29 protein-coding genes and 1 tRNA gene are annotated in these 23,874 nt (G+C 64.9%); 21 read left to right on the top strand and 9 right to left on the bottom strand.

The window, feature by feature from the left end:
- Positions 1–210: 210 nt before the first annotated feature.
- Complete coding sequence (locus AC07Q9_RS07430; RefSeq protein WP_495308461.1) at positions 211–2,625, bottom strand: virulence-associated E family protein; 2,415 nt, start codon at positions 2,623–2,625, stop codon at positions 211–213.
- Between the two features lie 3 nt (positions 2,626–2,628).
- Positions 2,629–3,093: a phage regulatory CII family protein gene (locus AC07Q9_RS07425; RefSeq protein WP_495308459.1), complete on the bottom strand. Its 465-nt coding sequence runs from the start codon at positions 3,091–3,093 to the stop codon at positions 2,629–2,631.
- 255 nt (positions 3,094–3,348) lie between these two features.
- On the opposite strand from AC07Q9_RS07425, the gene AC07Q9_RS07420 reads away from it, so the two are divergent.
- The gene (locus tag AC07Q9_RS07420) at positions 3,349–3,597 is read left to right on the top strand and encodes a hypothetical protein (protein ID WP_495308457.1); all 249 of its coding nucleotides are present in this window, start codon (positions 3,349–3,351) and stop codon (positions 3,595–3,597) included.
- 355 nt (positions 3,598–3,952) lie between these two features.
- A complete protein-coding gene (locus AC07Q9_RS07415; protein WP_495308455.1) occupies positions 3,953–4,465 on the top strand; it encodes a hypothetical protein in 513 nt (170 codons plus the stop codon).
- Between the two features lie 211 nt (positions 4,466–4,676).
- Here the strand turns inward: AC07Q9_RS07415 and AC07Q9_RS07410 are convergent, their stop codons facing one another.
- Positions 4,677–4,928 carry a hypothetical protein gene (locus tag AC07Q9_RS07410; RefSeq protein WP_495308453.1) on the bottom strand — a complete coding sequence of 84 codons (252 nt, stop codon included), beginning with the start codon at positions 4,926–4,928 and terminating at the stop codon, positions 4,677–4,679.
- On the opposite strand from AC07Q9_RS07410, the gene AC07Q9_RS07405 reads away from it, so the two are divergent.
- Positions 4,927–5,250 (top strand): hypothetical protein, encoded by a 324-nt coding sequence (locus tag AC07Q9_RS07405; RefSeq protein WP_495308452.1) that lies wholly within the window; start codon positions 4,927–4,929, stop codon positions 5,248–5,250. The two genes, AC07Q9_RS07410 and AC07Q9_RS07405, sit on opposite strands and share 2 nt — an antisense overlap.
- 14 nt (positions 5,251–5,264) lie before the next feature.
- On the opposite strand, the gene AC07Q9_RS07400 is transcribed toward AC07Q9_RS07405, so the two are convergent.
- Positions 5,265–5,537, bottom strand: a complete 273-nt coding sequence (locus AC07Q9_RS07400) for a transcriptional regulator (protein ID WP_495308450.1) — start codon at positions 5,535–5,537, stop codon at positions 5,265–5,267.
- An 86-nt stretch (positions 5,538–5,623) separates the two neighbouring features.
- Between AC07Q9_RS07400 and AC07Q9_RS07395 the strand changes: the two genes are divergently transcribed.
- The 3 genes from AC07Q9_RS07395 to AC07Q9_RS07385 all read left to right on the top strand — a co-directional run bounded on the left by AC07Q9_RS07395 (position 5,624) and on the right by AC07Q9_RS07385 (position 6,996).
- Positions 5,624–6,067, top strand: coding sequence for a helix-turn-helix domain-containing protein (locus AC07Q9_RS07395; protein ID WP_495308448.1), 444 nt, complete (start codon positions 5,624–5,626; stop codon positions 6,065–6,067).
- Positions 6,068–6,206: 139 nt separating this feature from the next.
- Entirely contained in the window at positions 6,207–6,602 is a 396-nt protein-coding gene (locus AC07Q9_RS07390; protein ID WP_495308446.1) for a hypothetical protein, read from the top strand.
- Positions 6,603–6,729: 127 nt separating this feature from the next.
- Positions 6,730–6,996, top strand: a complete 267-nt coding sequence (locus AC07Q9_RS07385) for a hypothetical protein (protein WP_495308444.1) — start codon at positions 6,730–6,732, stop codon at positions 6,994–6,996.
- Positions 6,997–7,058: 62 nt separating this feature from the next.
- Here AC07Q9_RS07385 and AC07Q9_RS07380 read toward each other — a convergent pair whose 3' ends face one another.
- Positions 7,059–7,508, bottom strand: a complete 450-nt coding sequence (locus tag AC07Q9_RS07380; RefSeq protein WP_495308442.1) for a hypothetical protein — start codon at positions 7,506–7,508, stop codon at positions 7,059–7,061.
- A 161-nt stretch (positions 7,509–7,669) separates the two neighbouring features.
- Between AC07Q9_RS07380 and AC07Q9_RS07375 the strand changes: the two genes are divergently transcribed.
- Genes AC07Q9_RS07375 through AC07Q9_RS07340 form a run of 8 tightly spaced genes read left to right on the top strand, consistent with a single transcriptional unit; the run spans position 7,670 to position 12,643 of the window.
- The gene (locus tag AC07Q9_RS07375) at positions 7,670–7,834 is read left to right on the top strand and encodes a hypothetical protein (RefSeq protein WP_495308440.1); all 165 of its coding nucleotides are present in this window, start codon (positions 7,670–7,672) and stop codon (positions 7,832–7,834) included.
- Positions 7,831–8,220 (top strand): hypothetical protein, encoded by a 390-nt coding sequence (locus AC07Q9_RS07370; protein WP_495308437.1) that lies wholly within the window; start codon positions 7,831–7,833, stop codon positions 8,218–8,220. Before AC07Q9_RS07375 ends, AC07Q9_RS07370 begins: the two co-directional genes overlap by 4 nt.
- The gene (locus AC07Q9_RS07365; protein ID WP_495308436.1) at positions 8,217–8,954 is read left to right on the top strand and encodes a deoxynucleotide monophosphate kinase family protein; all 738 of its coding nucleotides are present in this window, start codon (positions 8,217–8,219) and stop codon (positions 8,952–8,954) included. Before AC07Q9_RS07370 ends, AC07Q9_RS07365 begins: the two co-directional genes overlap by 4 nt.
- Positions 8,955–8,957: 3 nt before the next feature.
- Positions 8,958–11,300, top strand: a complete 2,343-nt coding sequence (locus tag AC07Q9_RS07360) for a ParB/RepB/Spo0J family partition protein (RefSeq protein WP_495308432.1) — start codon at positions 8,958–8,960, stop codon at positions 11,298–11,300.
- The gene (locus AC07Q9_RS07355) at positions 11,297–11,776 is read left to right on the top strand and encodes a hypothetical protein (protein ID WP_495308430.1); all 480 of its coding nucleotides are present in this window, start codon (positions 11,297–11,299) and stop codon (positions 11,774–11,776) included. Before AC07Q9_RS07360 ends, AC07Q9_RS07355 begins: the two co-directional genes overlap by 4 nt.
- Positions 11,773–12,159 carry an ASCH domain-containing protein gene (locus AC07Q9_RS07350; RefSeq protein WP_495308428.1) on the top strand — a complete coding sequence of 129 codons (387 nt, stop codon included), beginning with the start codon at positions 11,773–11,775 and terminating at the stop codon, positions 12,157–12,159. Before AC07Q9_RS07355 ends, AC07Q9_RS07350 begins: the two co-directional genes overlap by 4 nt.
- A complete protein-coding gene (locus tag AC07Q9_RS07345) occupies positions 12,156–12,386 on the top strand; it encodes a hypothetical protein (protein ID WP_495308426.1) in 231 nt (76 codons plus the stop codon). Before AC07Q9_RS07350 ends, AC07Q9_RS07345 begins: the two co-directional genes overlap by 4 nt.
- Entirely contained in the window at positions 12,383–12,643 is a 261-nt protein-coding gene (locus AC07Q9_RS07340; RefSeq protein ID WP_495308423.1) for a hypothetical protein, read from the top strand. Before AC07Q9_RS07345 ends, AC07Q9_RS07340 begins: the two co-directional genes overlap by 4 nt.
- Positions 12,644–12,687: 44 nt before the next feature.
- On the opposite strand, the gene AC07Q9_RS07335 is transcribed toward AC07Q9_RS07340, so the two are convergent.
- The 3 genes from AC07Q9_RS07335 to AC07Q9_RS07325 all read right to left on the bottom strand — a co-directional run bounded on the left by AC07Q9_RS07335 (position 12,688) and on the right by AC07Q9_RS07325 (position 15,583).
- Positions 12,688–13,689 (bottom strand): hypothetical protein, encoded by a 1,002-nt coding sequence (locus AC07Q9_RS07335; RefSeq protein ID WP_495308421.1) that lies wholly within the window; start codon positions 13,687–13,689, stop codon positions 12,688–12,690.
- A gap of 367 nt (positions 13,690–14,056) precedes the next feature.
- Positions 14,057–15,064, bottom strand: coding sequence for a DUF3800 domain-containing protein (locus tag AC07Q9_RS07330; RefSeq protein WP_495308419.1), 1,008 nt, complete (start codon positions 15,062–15,064; stop codon positions 14,057–14,059).
- Positions 15,065–15,136: 72 nt separating this feature from the next.
- Positions 15,137–15,583: a hypothetical protein gene (locus AC07Q9_RS07325; protein WP_495308417.1), complete on the bottom strand. Its 447-nt coding sequence runs from the start codon at positions 15,581–15,583 to the stop codon at positions 15,137–15,139.
- A 311-nt stretch (positions 15,584–15,894) separates the two neighbouring features.
- Here AC07Q9_RS07325 and AC07Q9_RS07320 point away from each other — a divergent pair, with 311 nt between their 5' ends.
- Positions 15,895–17,235: a purine-cytosine permease family protein gene (locus AC07Q9_RS07320; RefSeq protein ID WP_495308415.1), complete on the top strand. Its 1,341-nt coding sequence runs from the start codon at positions 15,895–15,897 to the stop codon at positions 17,233–17,235.
- On the opposite strand, the gene thiD is transcribed toward AC07Q9_RS07320, so the two are convergent.
- The gene (gene thiD / locus AC07Q9_RS07315; RefSeq protein ID WP_495308412.1) at positions 17,180–18,028 is read right to left on the bottom strand and encodes a bifunctional hydroxymethylpyrimidine kinase/phosphomethylpyrimidine kinase; all 849 of its coding nucleotides are present in this window, start codon (positions 18,026–18,028) and stop codon (positions 17,180–17,182) included. The two genes, AC07Q9_RS07320 and thiD, sit on opposite strands and share 56 nt — an antisense overlap.
- A 143-nt stretch (positions 18,029–18,171) precedes the next feature.
- On the opposite strand from thiD, the gene AC07Q9_RS07310 reads away from it, so the two are divergent.
- From AC07Q9_RS07310 to AC07Q9_RS07285, 6 genes are all read left to right on the top strand, one after another.
- The gene (locus AC07Q9_RS07310; protein WP_495308410.1) at positions 18,172–19,266 is read left to right on the top strand and encodes an FAD-dependent oxidoreductase; all 1,095 of its coding nucleotides are present in this window, start codon (positions 18,172–18,174) and stop codon (positions 19,264–19,266) included.
- Positions 19,267–19,280: 14 nt separating this feature from the next.
- On the top strand, positions 19,281–19,478 hold the full coding sequence (gene thiS / locus AC07Q9_RS07305) for a sulfur carrier protein ThiS (protein ID WP_495309938.1): 198 nt from the start codon (positions 19,281–19,283) through the stop codon (positions 19,476–19,478).
- Positions 19,479–19,516: 38 nt separating this feature from the next.
- Entirely contained in the window at positions 19,517–20,326 is an 810-nt protein-coding gene (locus AC07Q9_RS07300; RefSeq protein ID WP_489061550.1) for a thiazole synthase, read from the top strand.
- Entirely contained in the window at positions 20,323–21,279 is a 957-nt protein-coding gene (gene thiE, locus AC07Q9_RS07295) for a thiamine phosphate synthase (RefSeq protein WP_495308407.1), read from the top strand. Before AC07Q9_RS07300 ends, thiE begins: the two co-directional genes overlap by 4 nt.
- Positions 21,276–23,423, top strand: coding sequence for a TonB-dependent siderophore receptor (locus AC07Q9_RS07290; protein WP_495308405.1), 2,148 nt, complete (start codon positions 21,276–21,278; stop codon positions 23,421–23,423). The genes thiE and AC07Q9_RS07290 overlap by 4 nt, the downstream gene beginning before the upstream one ends.
- 104 nt (positions 23,424–23,527) lie before the next feature.
- A tRNA-Asn gene (locus tag AC07Q9_RS07285) sits at positions 23,528–23,603 on the top strand.
- The last annotated feature ends 271 nt before the right edge of the window (positions 23,604–23,874 follow it).

Here is a 23,874-nt window from a genome sequence, read left to right as displayed (position 1 = left end):
AGCGTGAAACCCCGAAGGGGGTGGACGGGTGGACGGATGGGGTGTTTCCCCAACAGAATCAACAACTTGCGCCGTCCACCCCCGGGTGGGCGTAGGGTGGACGGGCTGGACGGCGGTGGCGTCAGGACCGAAGGGGCAGACGCATAGACGCCTACCTCGCCGGGGCGAGACCGATCCGCATGGCATCCAGCCAGGCGCGCAGTGTTGATGTCAGAACGGGAGGTCATGGCCCTCCTCGTCGTCAAAGGCAGGCGGATCACCGGCTGCCGCTGGCAAGGATTGCGGGACCACGGGCGCCAAGCGCAGATAGCCGCGCCTGCGCTTGCCAGTGGTCTCCCTGTGGCGCTTGAAGCCAAGCGCCTTCATGCAGTTGACGATGCGGGTGTCCATCTGCCCGTTGCCGTCGATGCGATCGGACTTGATGCCGAGCGCCTTGTCGTAGAGCTCGGTGCTCGAGAAGAAGTCGCGGTCACACCTGGGCAGCTCGCTGATGTTCGGCCGGTTGGTGTCGTTGACGTACTCGTCGAGGTTGTCCTCCCACGGATCGGAGCGCTTGAAGGGCTCCTGCTCGGGGAACACGAGCTCGCGCTCCTCCTGCCTGGTGGGCCAGTACTGCTCGCCCGCGTTGACGCGGTGCAGGGCCTCGGCCAGCAGCTGCGACCGCATGTTGGTGAGCACATCGAGGTTGACGACATGCACCTCCAGCGGCCAGAAGCGCCGGTCGCCGGTGGCGTCCTTCAGGAAGGTGTCCGCATTCGTCGTGCCGACGTTCACACTGTGCCGCGGCTGCTTGCGCATCTGGCCACCGTAGGGCGGCCGGTACCAGTCCTCTTGTGCCGACAAGAACTGCTTGATCAGCGTGGTCTCGGACTTGTTGAGCGACTCCAGCTCGGCCGACTCGACGATCCAGGCGAGCTGCATCGCCATCAGGCTGTCCTTGTCGCCCACCCTGATCGCGTTGTCGGTGAAATACGGGAACGACAGCGCGCGGAAGGCGCCCGACTTCGCCAGGCCCTGCTCTCCCTTGAGGATAAGCATGTAGTCGAACTTGCAGCCAGGCTGCATGGCCCGTTTGACGAGGCCCATCATGAAGCAGCGGCCAATGAGCCGCGTGTACGGCCGATCATCGACGCCGAATACGTCGACCAGCCAGTGGTCGATGCGATCCTGTCCGTCCCACGTCTCTGCCTTGATCCAATCGTGGATCGGGTTGTACTTGCTCAGGCGAGCTGCCATCAGCACGCCGTCGCGCAATGTGCCCTTGCCTTTGATGCCGAGGCGATACGTGCGCAGGAGGTACTCCCCCAGCATGAGGTCGTCTTCCTCGTCCCACTCACCAGCGGGGCGGCCCCACGGGGCATCCTTGGTGCGCTCGAGCAGCTGGCTGAAGTCGTTTTTCTTGATGAGGCCCTTGAGGGCCGGATCGTTGAGCACGCAATACAGGACGTTCTCGCGGCAATCTTCCGGTCGACCGCCCTTCCCCTTCACGAGCATGCTCAGCACGTTGTCGTGGCTGTACTCGTCGTCCTGGTCGTCGGCATCGCGTGGCGGCGGCATGTCGCCACCCCCACCGCCCCCCGCTTCCCCAGCGGGAGCCGGCGCATCGCGAGTTTTGGTGCTCCGCGCTGGCTTGGTGAGTTCGATGCCGACATGCGGAGCGAGCCATTTCAGCGCATCCGCCGGCTTCGCCGCCGGCAGCCACTCCATGACCAGGTCGATCGGCGTGCGAGCGCCCTGCTTTGCATCGCCCATGTCGGCCACGCCGAAGTCGACGATGCCATCGGGCGAGATCGAGAGGTCCTCTTGCAGGTCGCGGCTGAGCGCTTTTGATGTGACACGGAAGCCGGGGCCGCTCGGGAAATTGTGCGGCTGCTCACGCCCACCGAACAACTTCGGCACCCACGCAGCGAAGTTCTGCATGGCTGCTTCCTTCACACGCTGGAAGTCGTCGCCGGCTTGCCCGATTGGTGACGCGGCGGCCGGTGCTCGCGCCGGCGAAGGCGCTGGACGTTTCGCCGCTTGCGCGGCCTCCTTCGCGTCGTTGATCGTCTTGTGCAGACGTCGCAACGCTATTTCGCTAATGGGCCGGATCTCGTCTGGCGTGTTGGGAAAGCGATTGCCGGTGCAGATGAAGAACTGGCTCTCGCAGAAAACCTCGACACCGATGTCGTTGCTCTTGTTGGTCTCGGTGTGGCCCTCGACGATGGCGTGCACACCCTTGCCGCTCACCGAGATCTCGGTGAAGCTGTCGCATGCCGCGACGATGTTGCGGCAGCGGTCGGACCACTCGCCTGATTCCTCGAGCTGTCCATCCAGGTCGACGCCAATCAAGCCATCACCTGGCAGGAATCCGAAGCCGACACCGTGATACCCGCCACGCTCAAAGGCACGGCGCACGACCTGTAGCGTCGCCAGACGCATGCGGTCGCGGTCTGAACCTTGCCCACCAGCCCTACGGCCGCCCTGGACGTAGTAAGGCACCTTGTTGGGCTTGCCCTCACCTGGCTTGTCCTTGTCCTTCCACTCAAACTTCCACAGCACCCATTGCTGCCGGGTCGCGAGAGAGTCGGGTATGCCATCCCACACCGGTGGGTCTGTCGGTGGAAACTGAATCTCGTCAGGCATCCCTTACGCCGCCGGCTTGCCCAACTGGTGGCGTCGCGTGGCAGCTGCGAGCAACGCGTTGATCGCGGCGATCGCATGGCCTGCTTCGGTCTGTAGCTTGAGCAGCTCATTGGCCGACACCCGCCCGTCATCCGCCAGCGAAGCGCAAGTGGTCGCGACGAGCTCGCTGTACTCCCGCGACGAGTCGGCGAGCGCCCGCATACAGTCGTCGCCCTCGACGTCGAGCATCTCAGGCAGCGGCACGCACATGCGGCCGCAGACAGTCGCGAACGCATCGAGGATTCGAAAGTCCCTGGCCCGCACGCTCATCTTGACGGCATCGAGCAGCCCGAGCTTGGCACTGCCAATGCCCGCGACTTCGGCGTTGAGGGTGTTGGGATTCCTGCCGATCTGCGGCGCCAGTTGAACGACGCCGCCCTCGAAATCGTGCGCCACATTGAAGGCAGCGGTTTTCACGTCCATGGCCATTACGACGGCTCTCTTTCATCGTTACTGACAGTCATGCTGCAGCGCGACAAACTGCCAGCATGACGAAAACAAAAAGACCCCGCCGCCTCGGCATGCCCAACACCGCGCACCTGCCCGCGCGCGGCGACGGAGGAGAAGGGAAATGGCAAGCAGGCGCGCCGAAGTGGTCGGCGGCGGGGGAAAAAGGGTGCTCGCTCTCTTCGGCCGGACAATGGGATTTCCACACCACCGTTGCCAACCAAAGGAGCGAGCGAAATGACAGGCGAAACTTTCCAGCACAAACTGGAATCCGGGGAAAAGCTATTCACGCACAACCCCTTCTCCGTCCCCGTCAGGGTCACGATCAAAGAAGAGGATGGTCTGGTGGTCGAATTTCTCGCCGGGCCGCGGCAGTACTTCGCGGTGACGCAAGGCCGAGGCAACGTCTCGATCACATACACCGACTTCAACTCCGAGCTGGATCAGCCGCCCCCCCGCGTGGGGGACATCGCGCAGGACACATAAGCGCTGTGCTGTGTAGTTGTGCAGCGTCAGCACAACCTTACGCATCTGGCGCCTCCCGACTCGTTCTCCATTGGGTTTGCACGCAGCGTGGAACGAAGAGTTCCGGCTGCTGCCCGCCGACGATGTACCGACGTCTGGACTCAGCAAGCTCCGCCTCGAGGCTCTTCTCAATTTCGTCCCATCTCATGCGCCGCTTGGCCGGGCGACCCGAATCTGGTCCCGGGTCGTTTCGAGCGGCGGCGCGACGCCGCCAGGCCAAGGGCTTAACAGGCTTCATGTCAGGACCCCACCGGGACGGGCGATCTCGCACGCGAGGTACGATGCCCGCCCGTCACATCATCCGGAGCGTCGAGCCATGTCTGTCGAGATTTCACAGCTCATTTCCTCCCTTGGGCTGGTCGGGAGCATGGGCCGAGCGCTCATCGACGAGCGCGACCGCCAGAAAGCGGCGGCCCTCCAGGCTGATCTCACGAAACAGATCCTCGACACCCAGATGCAGCTCAGCCAGGTATTGGCGGCCACCATCGACAAGGATGCCGCGCTCCATGCTCTTGGAGAGCGCGTACGCGAACTGGAGGCTGCTCAAACCGAGAAAGCCCGCTATCGCCTGGCAAAACTGGGCTCGATCGGGAGCTTCTTTGCCTATGAGTTGCGCCCGGTTGCCGAATTGGCTGAGCGCACCGACGAGCCTCCACACTTCCTGTGCCAGCCGTGCTTCGACGCGGGTAAGAAGAGCGTGCTGCACGTCGCTCATGGCGTCGCCATGTGCCCGGTCTGTAAGCGCAACTCCCGCATCGACCCCAGCCCTCCCAGTCCGCCCAATCCGCGCCGCGTCGCGGGCCCCGATTTCGGCCGCCGAGACTGGTAGAGCGGCCAAGGATGCGCTTGCATTACTCAGCCAAGGCCTGCTTAGCGCTGCGCGGATAAGCGGCACCTCGGTCGGGCGCACGCGAAGTGGCTTGCGCCCGGGCAGGCTGATCTCGAGCTGCCCGTCTGGTGATGTCGAAATGAAGAGCGGGAACATCGCCTGCGCTCGGCGCTTGGCGATGCGTGCTTTGAGGATCCGAGCCGATGGCATCTCAGCCGCCCTGGGCCGAAATGCGGATGACTTGCTCGCCCGGCAGCGCGTCGAGGGTCGAGTCGTCCTGGTGCTCGATGAAATACACGTCAGCGTCTGGCCGGACGGCCAGGGCCTCAGCTCGCGTGGTACAGACATTGGGGTCCTGGCCGACGCATTGAAAGCCCCTCGCTTCGAACTGGCGGGCCATCGCGACAATGAGCCACGATTTGCCGCTGCCCTGCTCACCTACTACGTGAAAGAACCTAGTCATGGAAGAACTCTCCTATCTGGAAAAATCGAAGTTGCCCTACTCGCTCTTGCTGGACAGAGAGACCGGGCGCGCAGCGGCATACACGAACAACCATCGGCTGGTGGTGCCGCTTGCCTCGACGAAGCTGGTGACCTATGCGCTGGCCCACGCGAGCAGAGTGGTTCCGTTCGACGCCAAGCTGCACGCGGACGGCGCGCCGACGTGGCGACCGCTGCCCGACTGGGCGACGGAAGAAGTTCAGCGCCGGATGGAACTCCTCTGGATCCAGCGTCCCCTCGGCGACGCACCCGACGAGGCTTGGTTAGCGATTCCAGGGCGGTAAGGCGAGGCACCACTTCAGGCGCCCTCCGCGACCGCGGCACCCGCTGTGCAGGCGTCTGCACCGTCGGCCGTGCTGCGCACATAGCTCCAATCGGAATCCGGCCGCAAGTCTTCGAAGCGCACGGCACGTCCGCTCTCGCGGTCCAAGCTGATGCAAAGCGTCGCGCCCAAGCGCTGCCCCTTCGATATGGCCTTGCGGAGGTAGCCGATCGAGGTTCCACAGCGCTTCGCGTAAGCCGCTTGTTCGGCGGTCGAAAGGCTGCTCAGGTAGGCGCGCAAAGTGTCCATAGAGTCGCTACTTTACCCATAGGTATACATTCAGTCAATACCCTCAGGTCATTTACCTTATGGTAAACAGACTCAAGAATTCGGGCATGGATTTGACTGAGCACTGGCGCCAACGACTTCTCGAATTGAAAGTCGATCTCGGCCTCACCCAAGCAGCCCTCGGTGCGAAGTTGGAGCTGTCGCCCGACTACGTCTCGAGGCTTCTGTACGCGCCCGGCAAGAAGGGGCGAAAAAATCTCGGCTTGCAAACGCTGCGCAACGCCACCAAGGCTTACGGGCTGCAGCCCGATTGGTTCGATCTCCCGCTGGGCGCTGCGATGCCTAGCGCCCAGGGAGAGGCAGACGGTCACGCCCGCAAGGTGGCTCCCCCCTCGCCGATCTCACGTGGCATGGCATGGCCCTTCGTTCGCGTAACCCCCCACCAATACAACCAACTGAGCGCAGACCAACGCGACCACATCGAGCGAACAATTCTCCTACTCATCCCTCCTGATTCGGAGTCGGCTAGACCGAAGAGGGCCAACCGATAATCAAAAAAAGCGCTCAGATCATTCCCTTCCCAGGTCTCATGCGGCAGCGCTTGCGCACCGACTGAAGTTTACCCACGGGTATTGACAGGTAATTTACCTACAGGTATTGTCGGCCCCGTCATTAACGACGGAGGCCGAAATGGTCATTCCCTTCCCCGCCGCGCACGCGGCCCCCCAGCCGATCGGCGTCCTGCTCGACAGGTGCATCGGCTTCCTCGAGGGCTTCGAGGACGACCCCGATCAGCGCGTGGCGCCGCTGCTTGCCCAGCTGCGCCACGCGAACGTCGACGGCCTGCAGGTCTTGCTGGTGCCGGACGTCGGCCGGGTCGTTGCCAACCCCCGCAGTGAGTTCATATTCACGTATCACGGCCGCAGCGACGCGTTCGCGTTCCTTACTGATCGGCAGCACGGAGAGGATGAACAGGGCCGCTACCGCTGGAGCGCGAATCGCTACGACGACACCGGCCGCTTGTGGCGCACATCCGGGTTCGGGGTCATGGACGACTTCGGCAACCTGGTCGAGGTGCCCGCGTGAAGGCCCTCGCCATTGCCGCCGTCATCGTCGCACTGGTGCTGCTGTACGCCGTTGCCAGGGCCCTTGACGAGGCCAACGAGAGCGAGTGGCGCGCACCCGCGCATAGAGGTGCCGCAGGAGGCACGCCATGAGCAGCCGGCGCGTCCTCAGGCACATCGACAAGGTGATCCGCAACCAGAAGGTCGCCCCCGTCGCGTTTGATCAGCCGCACTTCCTGTTCAACGCCGCCGGCGACATGCCAGCGTTCGGCGATCACCAGATCTGCGCCACGCCCTACAAGGGTCACCTCGCCGAGATGAAGCTGGCCGAGTGGGGATTCGCCGTTCCCGTGCCTCGCTGTACGTCGGGTGAGCTGCAGTTGGTGCCTCAATCGGCCGCGGGGAGTGCGGCATGAGCACGCTACGGGGGATCGCCACCACCGCCAGGCAGTGGGTGGCAGCCACGCGCCTTCGCTGGCTACTGATGCGCTGCCAAGGCCGATTGGACGACCTGGCGCAAAGCAGCACCGTTGCCCTTGATTTTGAGTCCGCACGCCGTCTGGATGTATGCCGACGTGACGGTCGCGAACTCAACGCCTTGGTGTGCGCCCGCAGCAGTCAAGCCTGTGCAACGTGTCCGCGATTCCAGGCGCACCGGAAGTCGCTCCCCGTTGGTGAAGATGGGCAGGAACTGCATATGCTTCCCATCGTTCCTGTCAAACCCGAAGTGGGTGACGCTGATCGGGAAGTTGCTCAGGTTGACCACGTCGAAGCACAAGCTATTCCCCATGGTGGTACTCGCCCAGGTGATCTTCAACCGGACACGCACCCTGTCCATATTCCAGTTGCGCCATGCATTGAGCATGCCAAGAACGGCACCCAGCAGCGCGATCGCAAGCGTCACCGCTTCCTTCAAATTGAACTCCATGATCCCCTCCTGTCGGCAGATTGTGGCCGCACAGGGGCGCGCTGGCTCATAGGTGCCGTTGTCGCCTTCGCAATCGGCGCCAGCTGCCACCTGGATGGCCCCCACGAAACCCCGAACGTGGCGACCGCGGGGGGTCAACCTTGAGGCGCCGACTCGACCCGGTGCAGCTCGACAAGCTGGCCCGCGTTGACTACGAGCCGCTGCGCGCTCCACTCGATCACATCGTCGACTTCGCGCGCGCGTTACTGGTGGTGTCGTTCGTTGCAGTGCTCGGCCTGGTCGCTCTCGCGGTCACCTTGTCCGAGGTTCCGGGAGTGCGGCCATGAGCGCCGTGCAGACGTCTGCACACGCATGCGAACCCGACCTGTTCGCCGACACGCTGCCGCCCGCGGCCGCAGATTTCGACGCCTTCCACCTGCAGGTCAAAGGCGTGCTCGTGGAGGCCGCCGAGGTCGTCACCCGCCACCGGCCCGACGGCGTCGACGTGCCGGTCATCTGCATGAATCTGCGCCCCCGGTCGGGCGCCGACCTGACGGTGCACGCCGAACTCGTCTTCTCGAAGCCTGAGTTCGGCAAAGCCGAGACGAAAGCGGGGACCCTGCCCAAGGGCGCCTGCGTCGCCATCACCACGCCGCTGAAGGACATCCGCCGGGACTGCCTGCCCGACGTGCGCTCGGTGGCCCTTCTCCCCTCCCCCAAGGCCCACCCATGAAGAAGCACATCATCGCGCTGACCGGCTATGCCGGCGTCGGCAAGGACACCATCGCCGACCTGCTGGTCGCACACCTCGGCTTTCGCAAGGTCGCCTTCGCGGATGCGCTGCGCGCCGAGGTAGCCGACGGCTTCGGCGTCGAGATCCTGCACCTCGCGCACCCGAGCACGAAGAACCATCCGATGAGCGCGCTCTCGCTGCGCCGCGCCCCGCGCGAGCTGCTCGCCGCCATCGCGCTCAGTGGACTCGACATCCCGCGCAATGGCTCCGGCCAGCCCACGGACGAATGGCTCGACCAGCCGCGCGCACCTCGCCAGATCCTGCAGTGGTGGGGCACCGAGTACCGGCGAGCCACGCATTCGCACTACTGGTCTCGACTGCTGCTGAAGCGCCTGGTCGACTACATGCGCGACGGCGAAACCCGCTTCGTCATCACCGACTGCCGCTTCCAGAACGAAGCAGACACCGTCCGCATGCTCGCAGGGCAGATCTGGAAGGTGACGCGTCCAGGCATCAACAGCACCACGACCTCCGAAGGCTCGCACGTGAGTGCGACCGACGGCAGCGAGTTCGTGCCCGACGTAGTCCTGGCGAACAGTCACGACGTGCGCCACCTGCAGCAGCTGGTGCTCAGCGAGTTCCTGTCGACCGAGACCGGCATTGCCGGCGCTTCCGTCACGGTGCCCACCCGCAGCGCCGGCAACGCCTTCACCCCCCACACGATTCAAGGCTGAACCATGTCCCTCAAAGAATTCGACGCGGCCGATGGCCACGCACAACCCGACCTCGCCGTGCCCATCCTGAAGGACGCACCCGAGTCGTTCGCAATGCTCTCGCTCTCTTCCATCGTGCCGAGCCTGACAAATCCGCGAACGACGTTCGACCCCGTCAAGCTCAACGACCTGGCCGAGAGCATCAAGGCCAGCGAAGTGCATCAGCCCATCCTGGTCCGTCCGTTGCCAGGCAGCCGGGTGGAAGAGACGTCCAAGGCGAACCACCGCGGCCAGAAGGGGCAAAGCTACGTGGTGCCGACGCATGAGATCGTCGCGGGCGAACGTCGGTACCGCGCCAGCAAGCTCGCCGGCAAGACCACGATCCCCGCGATGATCCGCCACCTGACCGACGAACAGGTGCTCGAGATCCAGATCGTCGAGAACCTGCAGCGTGCCGACCTCACCGAGCTCGAGGAGGCTGAGGGCTACCAGCGCCTCTGCGACCAGACCAGTGTGACGAAGGAACAGATCGGCGATCGCATCGGCAAGAGCCGCAGCTACGTGTACGGGCGCATGAAGCTGCTCGACCTCACGACGGCGCCACGCGAAGCGCTACGCAACGGCGAGATCGACGGCAGCAAGGCCTTGCTCATCGCGCGCATTCCCGACGAGAAGCAGCAGCTCAAGGCCCTGGAAGCCGCGACTGAGAAGGATCATCAGGGCACACCGCGGCTCAGCTACCGCGCCCTGCAGACATGGGTCCAGCAGAACGTCATGCTCAAGCTGTCCGCCGCGGTCTTCCCAATCGCGGACGCGAACCTGGTGCCGGGCGCTGGCGCATGCCCGGGTTGCCCCAAGCGCACAGGCGCGAATCCCGATCTTTTCGCCGACGTCGACAGTCCAGACGTTTGCACGGACCCGACCTGCTTCCATGGAAAGGAAGACGCGCACAGGGAGACGCTAGTGGCGATCGCGCGCGCCAAGGGCATGGAGATCATCGAAGGCCGCGAAGCAAAGGAGGTGATGCCCTACAACACGTCAACCTACCTGCAGGGCTACACGTCGCTGGACAACACGGCCACGCCGAATGGCGTTCCACTGCGCGAATTGCTCTCTCCCAAGGAGATGAAGAAGGTCGCGTTACTGGTGGCCCCCGAGTCAGGCGATCTGATCGAAGTGATCCCTGAGGAGTTCGCCGGCAACGCGAAGGCACGCGCCCGACAGACCACGGCTTCTCCGAAGGAGAAGATGGCCGAAGCGGACTACGAGGCCGAGCAGGAGCGCCGCACACTCGAGCTCGACTATCAGAAGCGTTGGCGTGCTGCGGCGATCGCCAAGATTCAGCCGCGCGTCGAAGCGGGCGAGGTTCGCGCGTTGACCGCGAACATGATGCGTCGGCTCTTGCTCGAATTGTCTGGCGCCGACCAGCGTTGCGGCGAAGACGACTGTGCTGAAGCGCTGGGCCTCGACGACTATCCGGATGAAGATCTCTTCATGTCGACGGTTCGCTCGACCGATGACACCGAGGTCGGCTACAAGGTGATCCTAGCCATGCTGTTCAGCGATCGGATCGCTCGCAGCTCCTTCAACGACGGCGTTCGGACGATTGATGGCTTCGCCGCCGTCATCGAGGACCTGGCGGCCGTCCTGGGCATCAGCATCGACGCGATCAAGGCCGAGGTGCAGGAGCAGATCCGCGTTGAACGCGCTCCGCAAGCTCCAGCCGGCGAGGACCTGGCTGCGCAGCCGGAGGGAAGTGCGAAGGGAGAAAAATCGAAGACGAAGCCTGCGGCGGCGGCAAAGAAGGGCAAGACCTCGAAAGAGGACGCTGCCGCGCAGATCGCCGAGGCGCTGCAAGAACTCGAGGCGAGCGAGAAGGCGAATATTCCGGCGCCTGACGGCGCAGGGCTTGACGAAGGCGCGGCACTCGCCGCGCCGGGTAGTGCGGCCGCCCTGCCTCAAATCGGCGATCGCGTTGGCGTCGACCATGAAGGCCACCACGATCACCAGCGAGAGGGTGTCGTGCTCCAGATCCGGACCAGCGGTAAGGCACGCGTGCAATTCGACGGTGATGCCGGCGAGGCACTTCTTCCCATCGGCTGGCTCAAGGTGATCGCCGCCAGCCTCTGGCCGTTTCCTCGCACAGCCGATCAACGCAGCGAGCCGCAGACGCCTGTACTCAAGGCCGGCAATCGCGTGAAGGTGCGCGGCGCGCTCGGTGGCTACGCTGCCGAGCACGACGGCAAGGAGGGCACGCTCAAGCAGGCCGTCGACGGCACGACGAAATGGGTCGTCAACCTAGCCAGGCCGAAGAAGGCGCCGAAGTTGGTCGAGCTCGACGCCGATATGCTGGAAGTTCTGTCATGAGCCACGGTCGCCCTCCACGCCGCGTGCGCTTCGCACCCACGGCCCACACCATGAGCCTGGTCGTGCGCAAGGTCACCAGGCTGACTGCCCATGAACTCGGTCAAGTGCTGAGCCCCATCGAATCCAGCCTGACGGCACTGCGCGAGGGCGTGGCCTCCGAGTTGCAATGGATGATCCTGGCCAGCTCCGTCGAGATCGCGATCGCCATCGAAGACAAGGGCGTCGTGCGCGGCATGCGCGGCCACCTCGAGGCCGCCGAGAGCGCGCTGCAGGGCATCAAGCTGCGCGCCATGGTCACGGGCGAGTGGTTCCCCACGGCGCTGTACTACCAGGAGCTAGATGACGTGAAGGCCGCGGTCGAGCTGCATCGCTTCCAGCTCGAGCAGCTCAGCTCCGCAGAGGCCGTGAAGGCGATCGACCTGGCCAAGGGCCGCGTGCGTGCCGCCGGCGGCCGCGTAATCGAGGCACGGTCATGAAGGCGCTCGCCATCCGCCAGCCGTGGGCGTGGCTCATCGTGACCGGCCACAAGGACGTCGAAAACCGCACGTGGTCGACGACCCACCGCGGCGAGTTCCTCGTGCACGCCAGCAAAGGCATGACGGCGCGCGAGTACCAGGAGGCGCGCCGCTTCCTCGCGACCGACTCTCGTCTGAAGCACCTGGTCGAGATCCTGCCGCCGGCGGGCGAACTCGAGCGCGGCGGCATCGTCGGATCGGCGCACCTGGTCGAGACCGATGTGTATCTGCGGTCGCCCTGGTACATGGGCGCCATCGGGTTCGTGCTGCGCGATGCGAAGCCTCTACCCTTTGCGCCGCTCAAGGGCGCGCTCGGCTTCTTCGATGTGGAGCTGGCCCCATGAGGCACACCTGCCATGCCGAGGGCTGCAGCAAGGCATGCCCACCGAAGCATCTGATGTGTGGCCGCCACTGGGCCGTGGTGCCGCAATCGCAGAAGAACGAGATCTGGCGGCACTACCGCCCTGGCCAGGAGGTCGACAAGCGGCCGTCGACCGAATACCTGCGTGTCATGAAGATCGCCATCGACCTGGTCGCCCGGGCCGAGGGCCAACAGGGATCACTTTTATGATCGGCCACCAGCACACCGGCGCCATTCAAGGCGTGGTCATCACCGCGGTTTCACATGAGGGCTTGCGAGTCAGCGTCGACGGGAAGCCAGCGCGGCTGGCGATCGTGCTCGATGACGGTACGGTGGTCAGCGCCGGCGAGGACGTGGCGCGCGAGGCCGAGGCCGTCGCGGTGAACTGCTACCGCAATCAGCTGCAGGGTAAGGGCTTCCTGCGCGTGCTCAGCCTGCCGCTGTCGACCACTGCAAGGGAAAATTGAAGTTCAAAACTCAGCTCGGTTCTTCTCCGTATTTTTGAGCAATACTAAATAAATTTCTCAAGCTTGGACGCGAGGATACCCAGCACAACATTCGCAGAAGCAGCCAAAATGAATTTTATTATGACGCCTCGCTTTTGCCCTTCGAATTCACCAATTAAATTGCCATCCCCTTTATTTAATTTCAGATACGACAGCGTGGGATAGCAATCAATGGCCTCTTCAACCGCATTCCCTGCGACTTCCATTAAATTGACCAAAACATAACCGCAGCCGCCAAAAACAATGAAAAGGCGCGCTAACGAGATAGGATCGAAAGACTCGACTCCTAGAGAGTTGGGCACTGCCTTCCATGCAAATGCAGTAATCAGCAAAGCGCCAGCAATTTTGAACGCAGGAGGCACGTGGTGAGACCATCTGCTGAGAACGCGTTTAACTGTGTTTTTTGGGCTCTTCTTGCATCCCTGAATCCACTCATCAAATGCCTCAACGTACCCACGTGCAATTACATAATCTGCATAGTCAATGGTAATCTCTGCGGTATTTTCCCCAGCAAACCCCATCAACCTCCCTCTCAAGAAGGACGGGCCTTCTTCCTCCAATTGCTTGATTACTGCCACTCTCGAAGTTAAGCGAACATTGACGACATATTCCTGAGGGCGATCAAGGCCCGCAGGAATTAAAGAAAAATTATACTTTAGAACCACACTGACTGTTGGACTCGCAGAATTAGCGTTGTACGCTTTAAATCTTTCAAAAGATGTGAAAACCTCTTTTCGATCTTTCGCGTGAAAAACACTTACCGTCTCATTGTTTGCAACGATGTCATGCACATCACATAGCTGCAAGATTTTATAATTTAACTGTTCAATCTCCGAAAAGTCCACCAGCAGATTATCGGAATAGCGCTTCTGAATCTGCTCTGTCTTGCCAGTAATTTGGTGATAAACATCTTGGTATGTTTTGAGCGATACCATTCCGTTGGAATTTCCGGCTCTTACTGCCCGGCTAACTCCACCATTACCCTCGTGCTCAATAATTCCGCTCATAAAACTCCAAGTTCTGGGGAAAGACAGTCGCAGTGCGACGTAAGTGGATAGTTACACATGCTTCCAAGCATGTCTACGTCGAGATAACCCGCGGTCAAAGCGGCGGTCGCTGATCCGGATCGGCTACATCGCCCCCAGGGCCCAAGGCCACGAACTACAATGCGCACTCGCTAGGGGTGCTGACCGATTTGTCGGTTCGGCTGAGAAAGTCCCTTTGAACCTGATTGCGCCCGTTGTTTATTTGATGGGCCCGAGGTAAGACGTTGCGCGGGAAGCCGAGGCGGTGACCATCAATTGCTATCGCAACGTGCTACTTGGCAGGGGCTCCTACGCGTCACAAGCCTGCCGCTGACCAGCGACCAAAGCCCTAAGCCAAGAGAGACTTTGCGGACCGCCCCATTGCAGCCAAGAGCACGGCGGACCGGCCCGTAACCGGGATGTCTGGGACACCACCCAGGGAGATTAATTTCAGCGGGGGCTCCCCCTTTTCTCTTTGAAGCATGTTCGCGCCGAGAAGTCTTGCGATCTTTTCCGGATCATCGAAATAGCCGCGCATCGTGCGGCGCAGACCCGACGCCAATAGGTCAGCGACTTGCACACCGGGAACTGCCGCTGAGTCCACCAAGCGAAAGTCCTCGCGGACCATTTTCCCTACGTCGAGTGGATCAGTATCCATGTCGATGCCGTAGTCATCCCGCAGGAAGGTCGGCGCCGCGCCCCTCGGGAACTCAAACCGCTGAAAGAACGAGTAATCGGCACCGGTCAACTGCAAGATGGGATCTCGAAGCGACTTTGTCTGCAGCAGTGCGGGAAGAATGATCCTGAAGGCGTTTTCGTATGCCGTCGGAATCGTGTCCTTCCGATCGACTCGCCAGCGTAGGTGCGCCAAAGTCGGTGGATGACGCTGGGCGAAGTATGTGATCCCAGTGCGGAGCACAGCGTGGCAAAGCTCGACCTGAGCGCAAAGTTGGGCGTACAACTGAACAGGAAGAAGTCGAATCGCTGTAGCAAGATCCTCTAGCCCCCTGCGGGCTTCAGCATGGTGCATCTTGTCGATGTGCGTCAGAACCTTCTGAGCCTGCATGTCGCGATGGTGAATCAGTTGCGCGTCGCTATGTTGGTACGCATCCATTGCGACCCCGAAGGCGATGCCCCGCAGCCGTGTGAGGTCGGTGAGGAAGCGTGCATAGCGAGCTTCTGTTAGATCTCGAAGCTTGGCCTCCCCCCCACCAGAGGTCTCAACACGCAGATCGCTGATCAGTCGCGCCAACGGAGCGCGATCAATCTCCGGCGAGACATAGGCGACGACGACGCACCAAGCGTCTGCCACGGGCGCCGTCCGAAAAGTGCCCGACTCGTCGACAAAGATGTTCATGTTGCTAGCGCTCGGACTCTGTTGGGATCCTCTCCGGACATCCGATGCCCAAGGAGCAGGGGGACGTTTGCTCTAACGCTTCTTTCGCGCCTGATGCTCTTTCAGAATCTCGGGAATCTTGCTCTCTGGCCACCCAGGTTGATCACAAGGACCCAAGAATTGGGCAGACACATCGTTGTTTGCACCCCGAGCGATGAGCCCGATATCCTGTCCGGCCACGTTGAGATTCCAAGTAATGCTGTAGCGCTGGGACCAGCGCACAAGCACTTTCACTATTTCCCGCATGTCTCGGCACATCATCAATGTGTCTTCAGGCTCGGACACCTTCACGGGCCCATAGCTTCCTAGCGAAACTCGCGTACCGCCGCTCAAATGCTTGGAATCCTCATCCAATTCGATGGATAGAGGCTCGGCCCACCAGTCGTACGACCTCCGAAGTTTGTCGGCTTCGATAGCGACCTGCGCCGCGACCTGCTGGGATACAGGCTCAACGCTTGTGTAATCAAAAGTGAAGCTCATCGGGCCTTTTCTATGGATACGGCGACGTCCGCCCCCCGGGGCCGAATTTTGCAGTACGCAGGAACTTTTCGATGCGTTCGCAGCACGGGCGCCTAAAATGACATTTCGCTAGGGGTGCTGGGGCGGCTTGCCGTCCCTGCTGAGAAAGTCCCTTTGAACCTGATTGCGCCTTCTTTGTTATTTACTTAGGAGGCCCGAGGTAATCCTCGCGCAGGGAAGCTGGTCCGGTGGCCTGTCGCGTTGTCTCGCGCGACGGCCGCGCCACTGGAGCCTCGCCCACCTGCCAAACCTTTTGCACTGGAGCAAAACGGATGGCACACGACCACGACAACGACAGTTCCGCTTCCGGCAACGAAGCGCTCACGCCCCTGCCCGCCTCCCGGCGCGTCTTCGGCTGGCACGACCACGCCTCGCTGTGGTTCAGCCTCGGCGTCGGGCTGCTGGTGATGCAGATCGGCGCCTACCTGGTGCCGGCCGTGGGCACGCGCGACGCGGCGCTGGCGATCGTGCTGGGCTCGCTGCTCGGCGCCGGGCTGCTGGCCTGGACCGCGCGGCTGGGCTGCGAAACCGGGCTGGCCAGCGCCGGACTGATGCACGCCACCTACGGCAGCGCCTTCGCTCGGCTGCCGGTGCTGCTCAACATCGTGCAGCTGGTGGGCTGGACCACCTTCGAGCTCGTGATCATGCGCGAGGGCACGCAGGCCATCGGGCAGCAGGCCTTCGGCCCTGCGCTGGGCACGGCCTGGGGCGGCGTGCTGACCACGCTGCTGTGGGGCGCGGTGCTGCTGGCGCTGCTGGCCGGTTCGATGGTGAAGCTGGTGCGCCGCTTCGTGAGCCGCTTCGGCCTGCCGCTGGTGGTGCTGTCGCTGCTGTGGCTCAGCTGGCAGTTCGCGACGCGGCTGCACGCCAAGGGCCTGGACGCCTTCTGGGCCCGGCCGGGCGACGGCAGCATGGGCATGTTCAGCGCGCTCGACCTGGTGATTGCGATGCCGGTGTCGTGGCTGCCGCTGGTGGCCGACTACGCGCGCCACGGCAAGCGCAGCGCCGGGGGCGGCCTGGGCAGCGCGTTCAGCGGCACCTGGATCGGCTACGCGCTCGCCAACATCTGGTGCTATGCGCTGGGCGTGATGGTGGTGAGCGTGGCCGAGCCGGGCACCAGCCTGGTCATGGCGCTGCTGCTGGCGCAGGGCGGTCTGGTGGCGCTGGGCCTGATCCTCATCGACGAACTCGACAACGCCTATGGCGACGTGTACTCGGGCTCGGTGTCCACGCACAGCCTGCTGCCGCGCTGGAGCGTGAAGCGCTGGGGCCTGCTGCTGGCGGTGCTGTGCATCGGCCTGGCGCTGGTGCTGCCGATGCACACGCTCGAACCCTTCCTGCTGCTGCTGAGCTCGGTGTTCGTGCCGCTGTACGGCGTGATCCTGGGACGGCTGGGCAGCGGGAACGCCGTGTCGACAAGCGGCACACGCACCATCGACTGGGGCGCGGCACTGATCTGGCTCGCGGGCATCGCGGCCTACCACGCGCTCGCCAAGTGGGCGCCGCAGTTCGGCTCGGCGTTGCCGACGCTGGCGGCGACCTTCGTGCTGGCCTGGCTCAGCCGGCCGACAGCGGCACGCGGTGGGTCGGCACTGGCGCAAAGCCGTGGTTGAGCGGACCGTGGCCCGCGCCGACCAGCACATCCGCGCCGGCGCGCATCGCGCCGAGGATGTACGCGCGTGCGCGCTCGACCGCCTCGGGCAGCGCCAGGCCCAATGCCAGGTGCGCGGCGATGGCCGACGAGAGCGTGCAGCCGGTGCCGTGCAGGTTGCGGCTGGCGATGCGCTGCGACGCGAGCCGCTTGCGCGCGCCGCTGCGCTCCAGCAGCACGTCGACCACCTCGTCACCCGGCAGGTGGCCGCCCTTGAGCAGCACGGCCTTCGCGCCGAGCGCGAGCAGTTCGTCGGCCGCGCCGTCGAGCGCGTCGATGCCGCCGATGGCATGGCCGACCAGCAAGGCGGCTTCGTCGAGATTGGGCGTGACCACCACGGCGCGCGGGAACAGCTCGCGCACCAGCACCTGCACGGTCTCGGCGGCTATCAGGCGGTCGCCGCTGGTGGCGATCATCACGGGGTCGAGCACCACGTTCTTCAGCTGGTAGCGGTCGATGGCCCAGGCCACCACCTCGACCACCTCGGGCGCGTGCAGCATGCCGAGCTTGACGGCGTCGACGCCGATGTCTTCCACCACGGCCTGGATCTGCGCCTTCAGGAAGTCGGGCGGCACGCCGTGGATGCCCGAGACGCCCACCGTGTTCTGCGCGGTGAGCGCGGTGATGGCCGTCATGCCGTAGCAGCCGAGGGCCGCGAAGGTCTTGAGGTCGGCCTGGATGCCGGCGCCGCCGCCGCTGTCGGAACCGGCGATGGAGAGCACGCGTGCGTAGCGTTGGGTGGGTGCGGGGGTCATGTTGAAAATTATCGGCGAGTGCGCCGCGCCTCTTTCTCCCTCCCCTTCCGGGGGAGGGTCGGGGTGGGGGCACGCGGCGTGTCCATCGAGCGCTCTGCCCGCCCCCATCCCAGCCTTCCCCCAGCGGGGGAAGGAGCAAGACCATGAACGTGCCATTTCAATCGGCGGCCGTCCTGGGTGCAGGCCTCATGGGTCGCCTGATGGCGGTCACGCTCGCGCAGGCCGGCTGCAAGGTCGACCTGTACGAAGCCGGCAGCCCCGATGCCGAAGGCGCAGCGGCCCGCGTGGCTGCAGCCATGCTCGCACCGCTGGCCGAATCGGCCGTGGCGCCGGTGTCGGTCGTGCGCATGGGCCAGCACGCGCTGTCGCGCTGGCCCGAATTGCTGGCGCCACTGGCGCAGCCGGTGTTCTTCCAGCGCGAAGGCACGCTGGTGCTGTGGCACCGCCAGGACGCCGCCGAGGCCGCACGGCTCGCGGGCGTGCTGGCGCGCACCGGCGCGCAGGTGCCCGAGCTGGCGCCGATGCAGGCGCTCGACACGCCCGCCGCCATCGCCGCGCTCGAGCCCTCGCTGGGCACGCGCTTCGCGCGCGGCCTGTACCTGCCGGGCGAAGGCCAGCTCGACAACCGCGCGCTGCTGGCGTCGCTGCGCGCCACGCTCGAAGCCGATGCGCGCGTGACGCTGCACTGGCAATCGCCGCGTGCGCCCTCCGATTTTTCGCCCGGCACGGCGGGCCAGCCCGACTGGGTGATCGACTGCCGCGGCCTCGGCGCCAAGCCGCAATGGAATGCGCTGCGCGGCGTGCGCGGCGAGGTGATCCGCGTGCATGCGCCCGAGGTCACGCTGCAGCGGCCCACGCGCCTGGTGCATCCGCGCTACCCGCTGTACATCGCGCCCAAGCCCGATCACCTGTTCGTGATCGGCGCGACCGAGATCGAGTCGGACGACATGTCGCCCGCCAGCGTGCGCTCCACGCTCGAGCTGCTGAGCGCGGCCTATGCGGTGCACAGCGGTTTTGCCGAGGCGCGCATCGTCGAGATCGCGACGCAATGCCGGCCCACGCTGCCCGACAACCTTCCCGCCATTCGCCAGCCGCAGCCGCGCGTGCTGCAGATCAACGGCCTGTACCGCCACGGTTTCATGATCGCGCCCGCCCTGCTCGACGCGGCGATGGAACTGCTGGCGCACGGCCGCTCCACGCTCGCACACAGCTTCGGCATGGACGTGCCCGACGCATGACCACAACATCGACGATGAACATCCTGATCAACGACAAGCCCTGCACGCTGCCCGAGGGCGCGCTGCTCGCCGACGCGCTGGCCATGCTGCAGGCCGTGCCGCCTTTCGCGGTGGCGGTGAACCGCGAGTTCGTGCCGCGTTCGGCCTATGCCACGCACCCGCTGCACGCCGACGACCGCGTCGAGGTGATCCGCCCGGTGACCGGCGGCTGAACGAACGCACCAGAGACAAGACGATGGAGACGACAACCATGACCAATCCCGATCCCCTGGTCCTCTACGGCCAGACCTTCCACAGCCGCCTGCTGCTGGGCACGGCGCGCTACCCCTCGCCCGACGTGCTCGAAGCCGCCGTACAGCGCGCCAAGCCCGCGATGCTGACCGCCTCGCTGCGCCGCCAGACCGCCAGCCAGGGCTCCGGCAACAGCGACCTCGGCAACGGCTTCTGGGAGCTGCTGCGCAAGCTGGCCGTGCCGGTGCTGCCCAACACCGCCGGCTGCCACAGCGTGCAGGAAGTGATCGCCACCGCGCAGATGGCGCGCGAGCTGTTCGACACGCCGTGGATCAAGCTCGAACTCATCGGCGACGACTACACGCTGCAGCCCGACACGCTGAACCTCGTCGATGCGGCGTCGCAGCTGATCCGCGACGGCTTCCACGTGCTGCCGTACTGCACCGAAGACCTCGTGCTGTGCCAGCGCCTCGTCGATGTCGGCTGCCAGGCCGTGATGCCCTGGGCCGCGCCCATCGGCACCGGGCGCGGACCGGTCAACCCGTATGCGCTGCGCCTGCTGCGCGAGCGGCTGCAGGTGCCGATGCTGGTCGACGCGGGCCTCGGCCTGCCCTCGCATGCGTGCCAGGTGATGGAGTGGGGCTACGACGGCGTGCTGCTCAACACCGCGGTCGCACTCGCGCAGGAACCGGTCGCGATGGCCGGTGCCTTTGCCGACGCGGTGCAGGCCGGCCGCGCCGCCTACCGGGCCGGCGCGATGGCCGCGCAGGACGCCGCGCAACCCAGCACGCCCGTGCTCGGCACGCCCTTCTGGCACCACACACCATGAACGCCATCGACACATCCAACGCCCGCGCCGTGGCACAAGCCATCGTTGCGGCCCACGGCCTGCGCTTCGGCGCCGCCACGGCCACGGCCGTGAGCGCGCCGCGCTTTACGTCGGACGACGCCGTCTACCGCGGCGCGAAGCAGGCCTGCACCGCGCTCGGCTTCATCGAGATCGATGCCGAATGCCTCGCCCATGCATGGCGCGCGCAGACCGAACGGCTCGGCCAGTTCGACGCGTCGGCATGGCCCGATGCGCCGACCGATTTCGGCATGGGCCCGTTTCCGCCGACCTCGCGCGCCGACACCTTCCCGCCCTGCCCCGAACGGCTCGGCCTCTACGCCGTGCTGCCCGACGCGGCATGGGTCGGCCGCATGGCGCGCGCCGGTGTGCCGACGGTGCAGCTGCGCTTCAAGTCGGACGACGCCGCCGCCGTCGCGCGGGAAGTGCAGGCCGCCGTCGAGGCCGTGCGCGGCACGGGTGCGCTGCTGTTCATCAACGACCACTGGCAGGTCGCCATCGCGGCCGGCGCCTACGGCATCCACCTCGGACAGGAAGACCTCGACGCGCTGTCGCCCGATGAACTGCAGCAACTGCGCGCCTCCGGCCTGCGGCTGGGCGTGAGCACCCATGGCTACGCCGAGATGGTGCGCGCCGACGCGGTGAGCCCGAGTTACATCGCTATGGGCGCCATCTATCCGACCACGCTCAAGCGGATGGCGACCGCGCCGCAGGGTGTGGCACGGCTCGCGGCCTACGCGCGCCTGCTGCGCGGTTACCCGCAGGTGGGCATCGGCGGCGTCGATGCCGTGCGGCTGCCCGAGGTGCTCGCCACCGGCGTCGGCTCGGTCGCCGTGGTGCGCGCGCTGGTGGCCGCCGACGACCCCGAGGCCACGGCCGCGCAATGGATGACGGCGATGCACGCCGCCCCCGGTTCCCCTGAACGCAAAGAATGAACGCTCGACTTTTCTCGCACTCCCCGCTTTCGCGCGCGCTCGCCGCCGCCCTCCTCACTTTCGGTGCCTGCGGCGCGCATGCGCAGTCTTCATCGCCGTCGCAGGCGCTGCCCGAGGTCACCGTCAACGACGGCGCCGCCGCGCCGCAGGCCGACATCAGCGGCTTCGGCGACGTGCCGCTGCGCGAGCTGCCGCTGTCGGCCACGGTGATCGACAGCCAGCAGTTGCGCAGCAGCGGCGCACGCCGCCTCGCCGACCTGACGCAGTTCGACGCCTCGGTCACCGACGCCTACAACTCCGCCGGCTACTGGGACTACCTCACGGTGCGCGGCTTCGTGCTCGACAACCGCTTCAACTACCGGCGCGAAGGCCTGCCGATCAGCGCCGAGACGGCGATCCCGCTGGACAACAAGGAGCGCATCGAGATCCTGCGCGGCACCAGCGGCATCCAGGCCGGCACCAGCGCGCCGGGCGGGCTCGTCAACTACGTGGTCAAGCGCCCGACCGAGCAGGAGCTGCGCACCATCCGCTTCGAAACCACGAGCCGCGGCAGCGTGCTCGGCGCGATCGACCTCGGCGGCCGCTTCGGCGAGAACCGCCAGTTCGGCTATCGGCTCAACGTGGCCAGCGAAAACCTCAAGCCGCTGACCCACAACCTCGACGGCAACCGCAACCTGTTCTCGCTCGCGGCCGACTGGCGCATCACGCGCGACTCGGTGCTCGAATTCGAGATCGAGCAAAGCCGCAAGACACAGCCGAGCCAGAACGGCTACAGCCTGCTGGGCAGCGTGCTGCCCGCGCCGGTCGATCCACGCATCAACCTCAACAACCAGCCGTGGTCGCAGCCCTCGGTGTTCAAGGCGCTGACCGGCACGGTGCGCTTCAGCCAGGCGCTGAATGCCGACTGGCGCTGGAGCGCGCAGATCGGCCAGCAGCGCCTGAAGACCGACGACCGGCTGGCCTACGCCTTCGGTTGCGGCGCCGAAGGCAACTACGACCGCTACTGCTCCGACGGCACCTTCGACGTGTACGACTTCCGCAGCGAGAACGAGCGCCGCACGCAGACCGCGGGCAGCCTGAACCTCAAGGGCAACGTGATGACAGGCAGCGTGCGGCACGAGCTGGGCTTCGGCCTGCTGCAAAGCCGCGTGCGCAACCGCTTCCAGGACCAGGCCTACAACTACGTCGGCACCGGCAACATCTGGGCGACCGCGATGACGCCGGCCGACCCGCGGCTGACCGACGCCAACACCAACCGCAACGAACGCTCGACCGAGCTGTCGGTGCAGGACGCGATCCGCTGGAACGACCGCTTCACGACCTGGATCGGCGCACGGCACACGCGGCTGTCGCGCGACAGCATCCGCACCGACGGCTCGCGCCCCACCGGCTACAGCGACAGCATCACCACGCCGTGGATCGCGGCCAGCTACACGATCCAGCCCGGACTGCTCGCCTATGCGAGCTGGGGCAAGGGCGTCGAATCGCAGGTCGTGCCCAATAAGAGCTCGCAGTACGCGAACGCAGGCGAGGCGCTGCCCGCGCTGCAGTCGCGCCAGTGGGAACTGGGCCTGAAGGGCGGCGACGCTGCATTCAACTGGCAGGTCGCGTGGTTCGACATCTCGCGCCCGATGACCAACCTCGACCTGTGCGGCGCGTCCTGCACGGTGCGCAACGACGGCCGCGCAGTGCATCGCGGCCTCGAGGCCGGCGCGCAATGGACCGGCGGCCCGTGGCGCCTGGGCGGCAGCCTCGCGCTGATCGACGCCAAGCGGCGCGGCAGCACGGCCGCGCCCGAGCTCAACGGACAGGCGCCCACCAACGTGCCCAAGGAAGTGCTGCGCGCGCAGGCTGCGTACCGCTTCGCGTCGGTGCCGGGCCTCGAACTCGCGGGACAGCTGTCGTACGAAGGCCGCCGCAACGTGCTGCCCGACGGCTCGGTCCGTCTGCCGTCGTGGACGCGCCTGGATGCGGTGCTGCGCTACGACACCAGGTTGGCCGGCATGGCCACCAGCTGGACGCTGGCCGTCGACAACCTGTTCGACCGCCGCTACTGGAAGGAATCGCCCTACCAGTTCAGCCACGTCTACCTGTTCCCGGGTGCGCCGCGCACGCTGCGGCTGGGCGTGAGCATCGCGATGTGAGCGTGATGCTTCGTGGTCACCGCGGCCCCGTCGCCACGATTTCGTTGCGCCGGCGCCTCGGTGTTTTGGAAGCCCAAAAAACCACGCTATAATCTAAGGCTTGTTCCTCGATAGCTCAGTTGGTAGAGCGCCGGACTGTTAATCCGTAGGTCCCTGGTTCGAGCCCAGGTCGAGGAGCCACAACAAAGCCGCAAGGCCTCTGGAAGGCCCGCTACTCACAAGGTAGCGGGCCTTTTCATTTGTGGAGCCCCGTGCAAGTGAAGCGCGCGGGGGCGAAGACGTGGAAGGTGCGAAAAAATCAATCGCCCTGCGCGCTTCACCCATCAAAAATGATCGCCGTCGTCTCAGAACGGCGAATTCATTGAATATAATTGAAGGCTTGTTCCTCGATAGCTCAGTTGGTAGAGCGCCGGACTGTTAATCCGTAGGTCCCTGGTTCGAGCCCAGGTCG

It is taken from the genome of Variovorax sp. GW821-FHT09A10 (assembly GCF_059418385.1).
The sequence above is the reverse complement of the archived record's forward strand: the minus strand, read 5'-3'. Positions and strand labels throughout refer to the sequence as shown.

Bases quoted from the DNA above. Each gene is read 5' to 3' on its own strand.
- AC07Q9_RS07430 (WP_495308461.1), bottom strand. From the start codon at position 2,625: ATGCCTGACGAGATTCAGTTTCCACCGACAGACCCACCGGTGTGGGAT.
- AC07Q9_RS07425 (WP_495308459.1), bottom strand. From the start codon at position 3,093: ATGGCCATGGACGTGAAAACCGCTGCCTTCAATGTGGCGCACGATTTC.
- AC07Q9_RS07420 (WP_495308457.1), top strand. From the start codon at position 3,349: ATGACAGGCGAAACTTTCCAGCACAAACTGGAATCCGGGGAAAAGCTA.
- AC07Q9_RS07415 (WP_495308455.1), top strand. From the start codon at position 3,953: ATGTCTGTCGAGATTTCACAGCTCATTTCCTCCCTTGGGCTGGTCGGG.
- AC07Q9_RS07405 (WP_495308452.1), top strand. From the start codon at position 4,927: ATGGAAGAACTCTCCTATCTGGAAAAATCGAAGTTGCCCTACTCGCTC.
- AC07Q9_RS07410 (WP_495308453.1), bottom strand. From the start codon at position 4,928: ATGACTAGGTTCTTTCACGTAGTAGGTGAGCAGGGCAGCGGCAAATCG.
- AC07Q9_RS07400 (WP_495308450.1), bottom strand. From the start codon at position 5,537: ATGGACACTTTGCGCGCCTACCTGAGCAGCCTTTCGACCGCCGAACAA.
- AC07Q9_RS07395 (WP_495308448.1), top strand. From the start codon at position 5,624: ATGGATTTGACTGAGCACTGGCGCCAACGACTTCTCGAATTGAAAGTC.
- AC07Q9_RS07390 (WP_495308446.1), top strand. From the start codon at position 6,207: ATGGTCATTCCCTTCCCCGCCGCGCACGCGGCCCCCCAGCCGATCGGC.
- AC07Q9_RS07385 (WP_495308444.1), top strand. From the start codon at position 6,730: ATGAGCAGCCGGCGCGTCCTCAGGCACATCGACAAGGTGATCCGCAAC.
- AC07Q9_RS07380 (WP_495308442.1), bottom strand. From the start codon at position 7,508: ATGGAGTTCAATTTGAAGGAAGCGGTGACGCTTGCGATCGCGCTGCTG.
- AC07Q9_RS07370 (WP_495308437.1), top strand. From the start codon at position 7,831: ATGAGCGCCGTGCAGACGTCTGCACACGCATGCGAACCCGACCTGTTC.
- AC07Q9_RS07365 (WP_495308436.1), top strand. From the start codon at position 8,217: ATGAAGAAGCACATCATCGCGCTGACCGGCTATGCCGGCGTCGGCAAG.
- AC07Q9_RS07360 (WP_495308432.1), top strand. From the start codon at position 8,958: ATGTCCCTCAAAGAATTCGACGCGGCCGATGGCCACGCACAACCCGAC.
- AC07Q9_RS07355 (WP_495308430.1), top strand. From the start codon at position 11,297: ATGAGCCACGGTCGCCCTCCACGCCGCGTGCGCTTCGCACCCACGGCC.
- AC07Q9_RS07350 (WP_495308428.1), top strand. From the start codon at position 11,773: ATGAAGGCGCTCGCCATCCGCCAGCCGTGGGCGTGGCTCATCGTGACC.
- AC07Q9_RS07345 (WP_495308426.1), top strand. From the start codon at position 12,156: ATGAGGCACACCTGCCATGCCGAGGGCTGCAGCAAGGCATGCCCACCG.
- AC07Q9_RS07340 (WP_495308423.1), top strand. From the start codon at position 12,383: ATGATCGGCCACCAGCACACCGGCGCCATTCAAGGCGTGGTCATCACC.
- AC07Q9_RS07335 (WP_495308421.1), bottom strand. From the start codon at position 13,689: ATGAGCGGAATTATTGAGCACGAGGGTAATGGTGGAGTTAGCCGGGCA.
- AC07Q9_RS07330 (WP_495308419.1), bottom strand. From the start codon at position 15,064: ATGAACATCTTTGTCGACGAGTCGGGCACTTTTCGGACGGCGCCCGTG.
- AC07Q9_RS07325 (WP_495308417.1), bottom strand. From the start codon at position 15,583: ATGAGCTTCACTTTTGATTACACAAGCGTTGAGCCTGTATCCCAGCAG.
- AC07Q9_RS07320 (WP_495308415.1), top strand. From the start codon at position 15,895: ATGGCACACGACCACGACAACGACAGTTCCGCTTCCGGCAACGAAGCG.
- thiD (WP_495308412.1), bottom strand. From the start codon at position 18,028: ATGACCCCCGCACCCACCCAACGCTACGCACGCGTGCTCTCCATCGCC.
- AC07Q9_RS07310 (WP_495308410.1), top strand. From the start codon at position 18,172: ATGAACGTGCCATTTCAATCGGCGGCCGTCCTGGGTGCAGGCCTCATG.
- thiS (WP_495309938.1), top strand. From the start codon at position 19,281: ATGAACATCCTGATCAACGACAAGCCCTGCACGCTGCCCGAGGGCGCG.
- AC07Q9_RS07300 (WP_489061550.1), top strand. From the start codon at position 19,517: ATGACCAATCCCGATCCCCTGGTCCTCTACGGCCAGACCTTCCACAGC.
- thiE (WP_495308407.1), top strand. From the start codon at position 20,323: ATGAACGCCATCGACACATCCAACGCCCGCGCCGTGGCACAAGCCATC.
- AC07Q9_RS07290 (WP_495308405.1), top strand. From the start codon at position 21,276: ATGAACGCTCGACTTTTCTCGCACTCCCCGCTTTCGCGCGCGCTCGCC.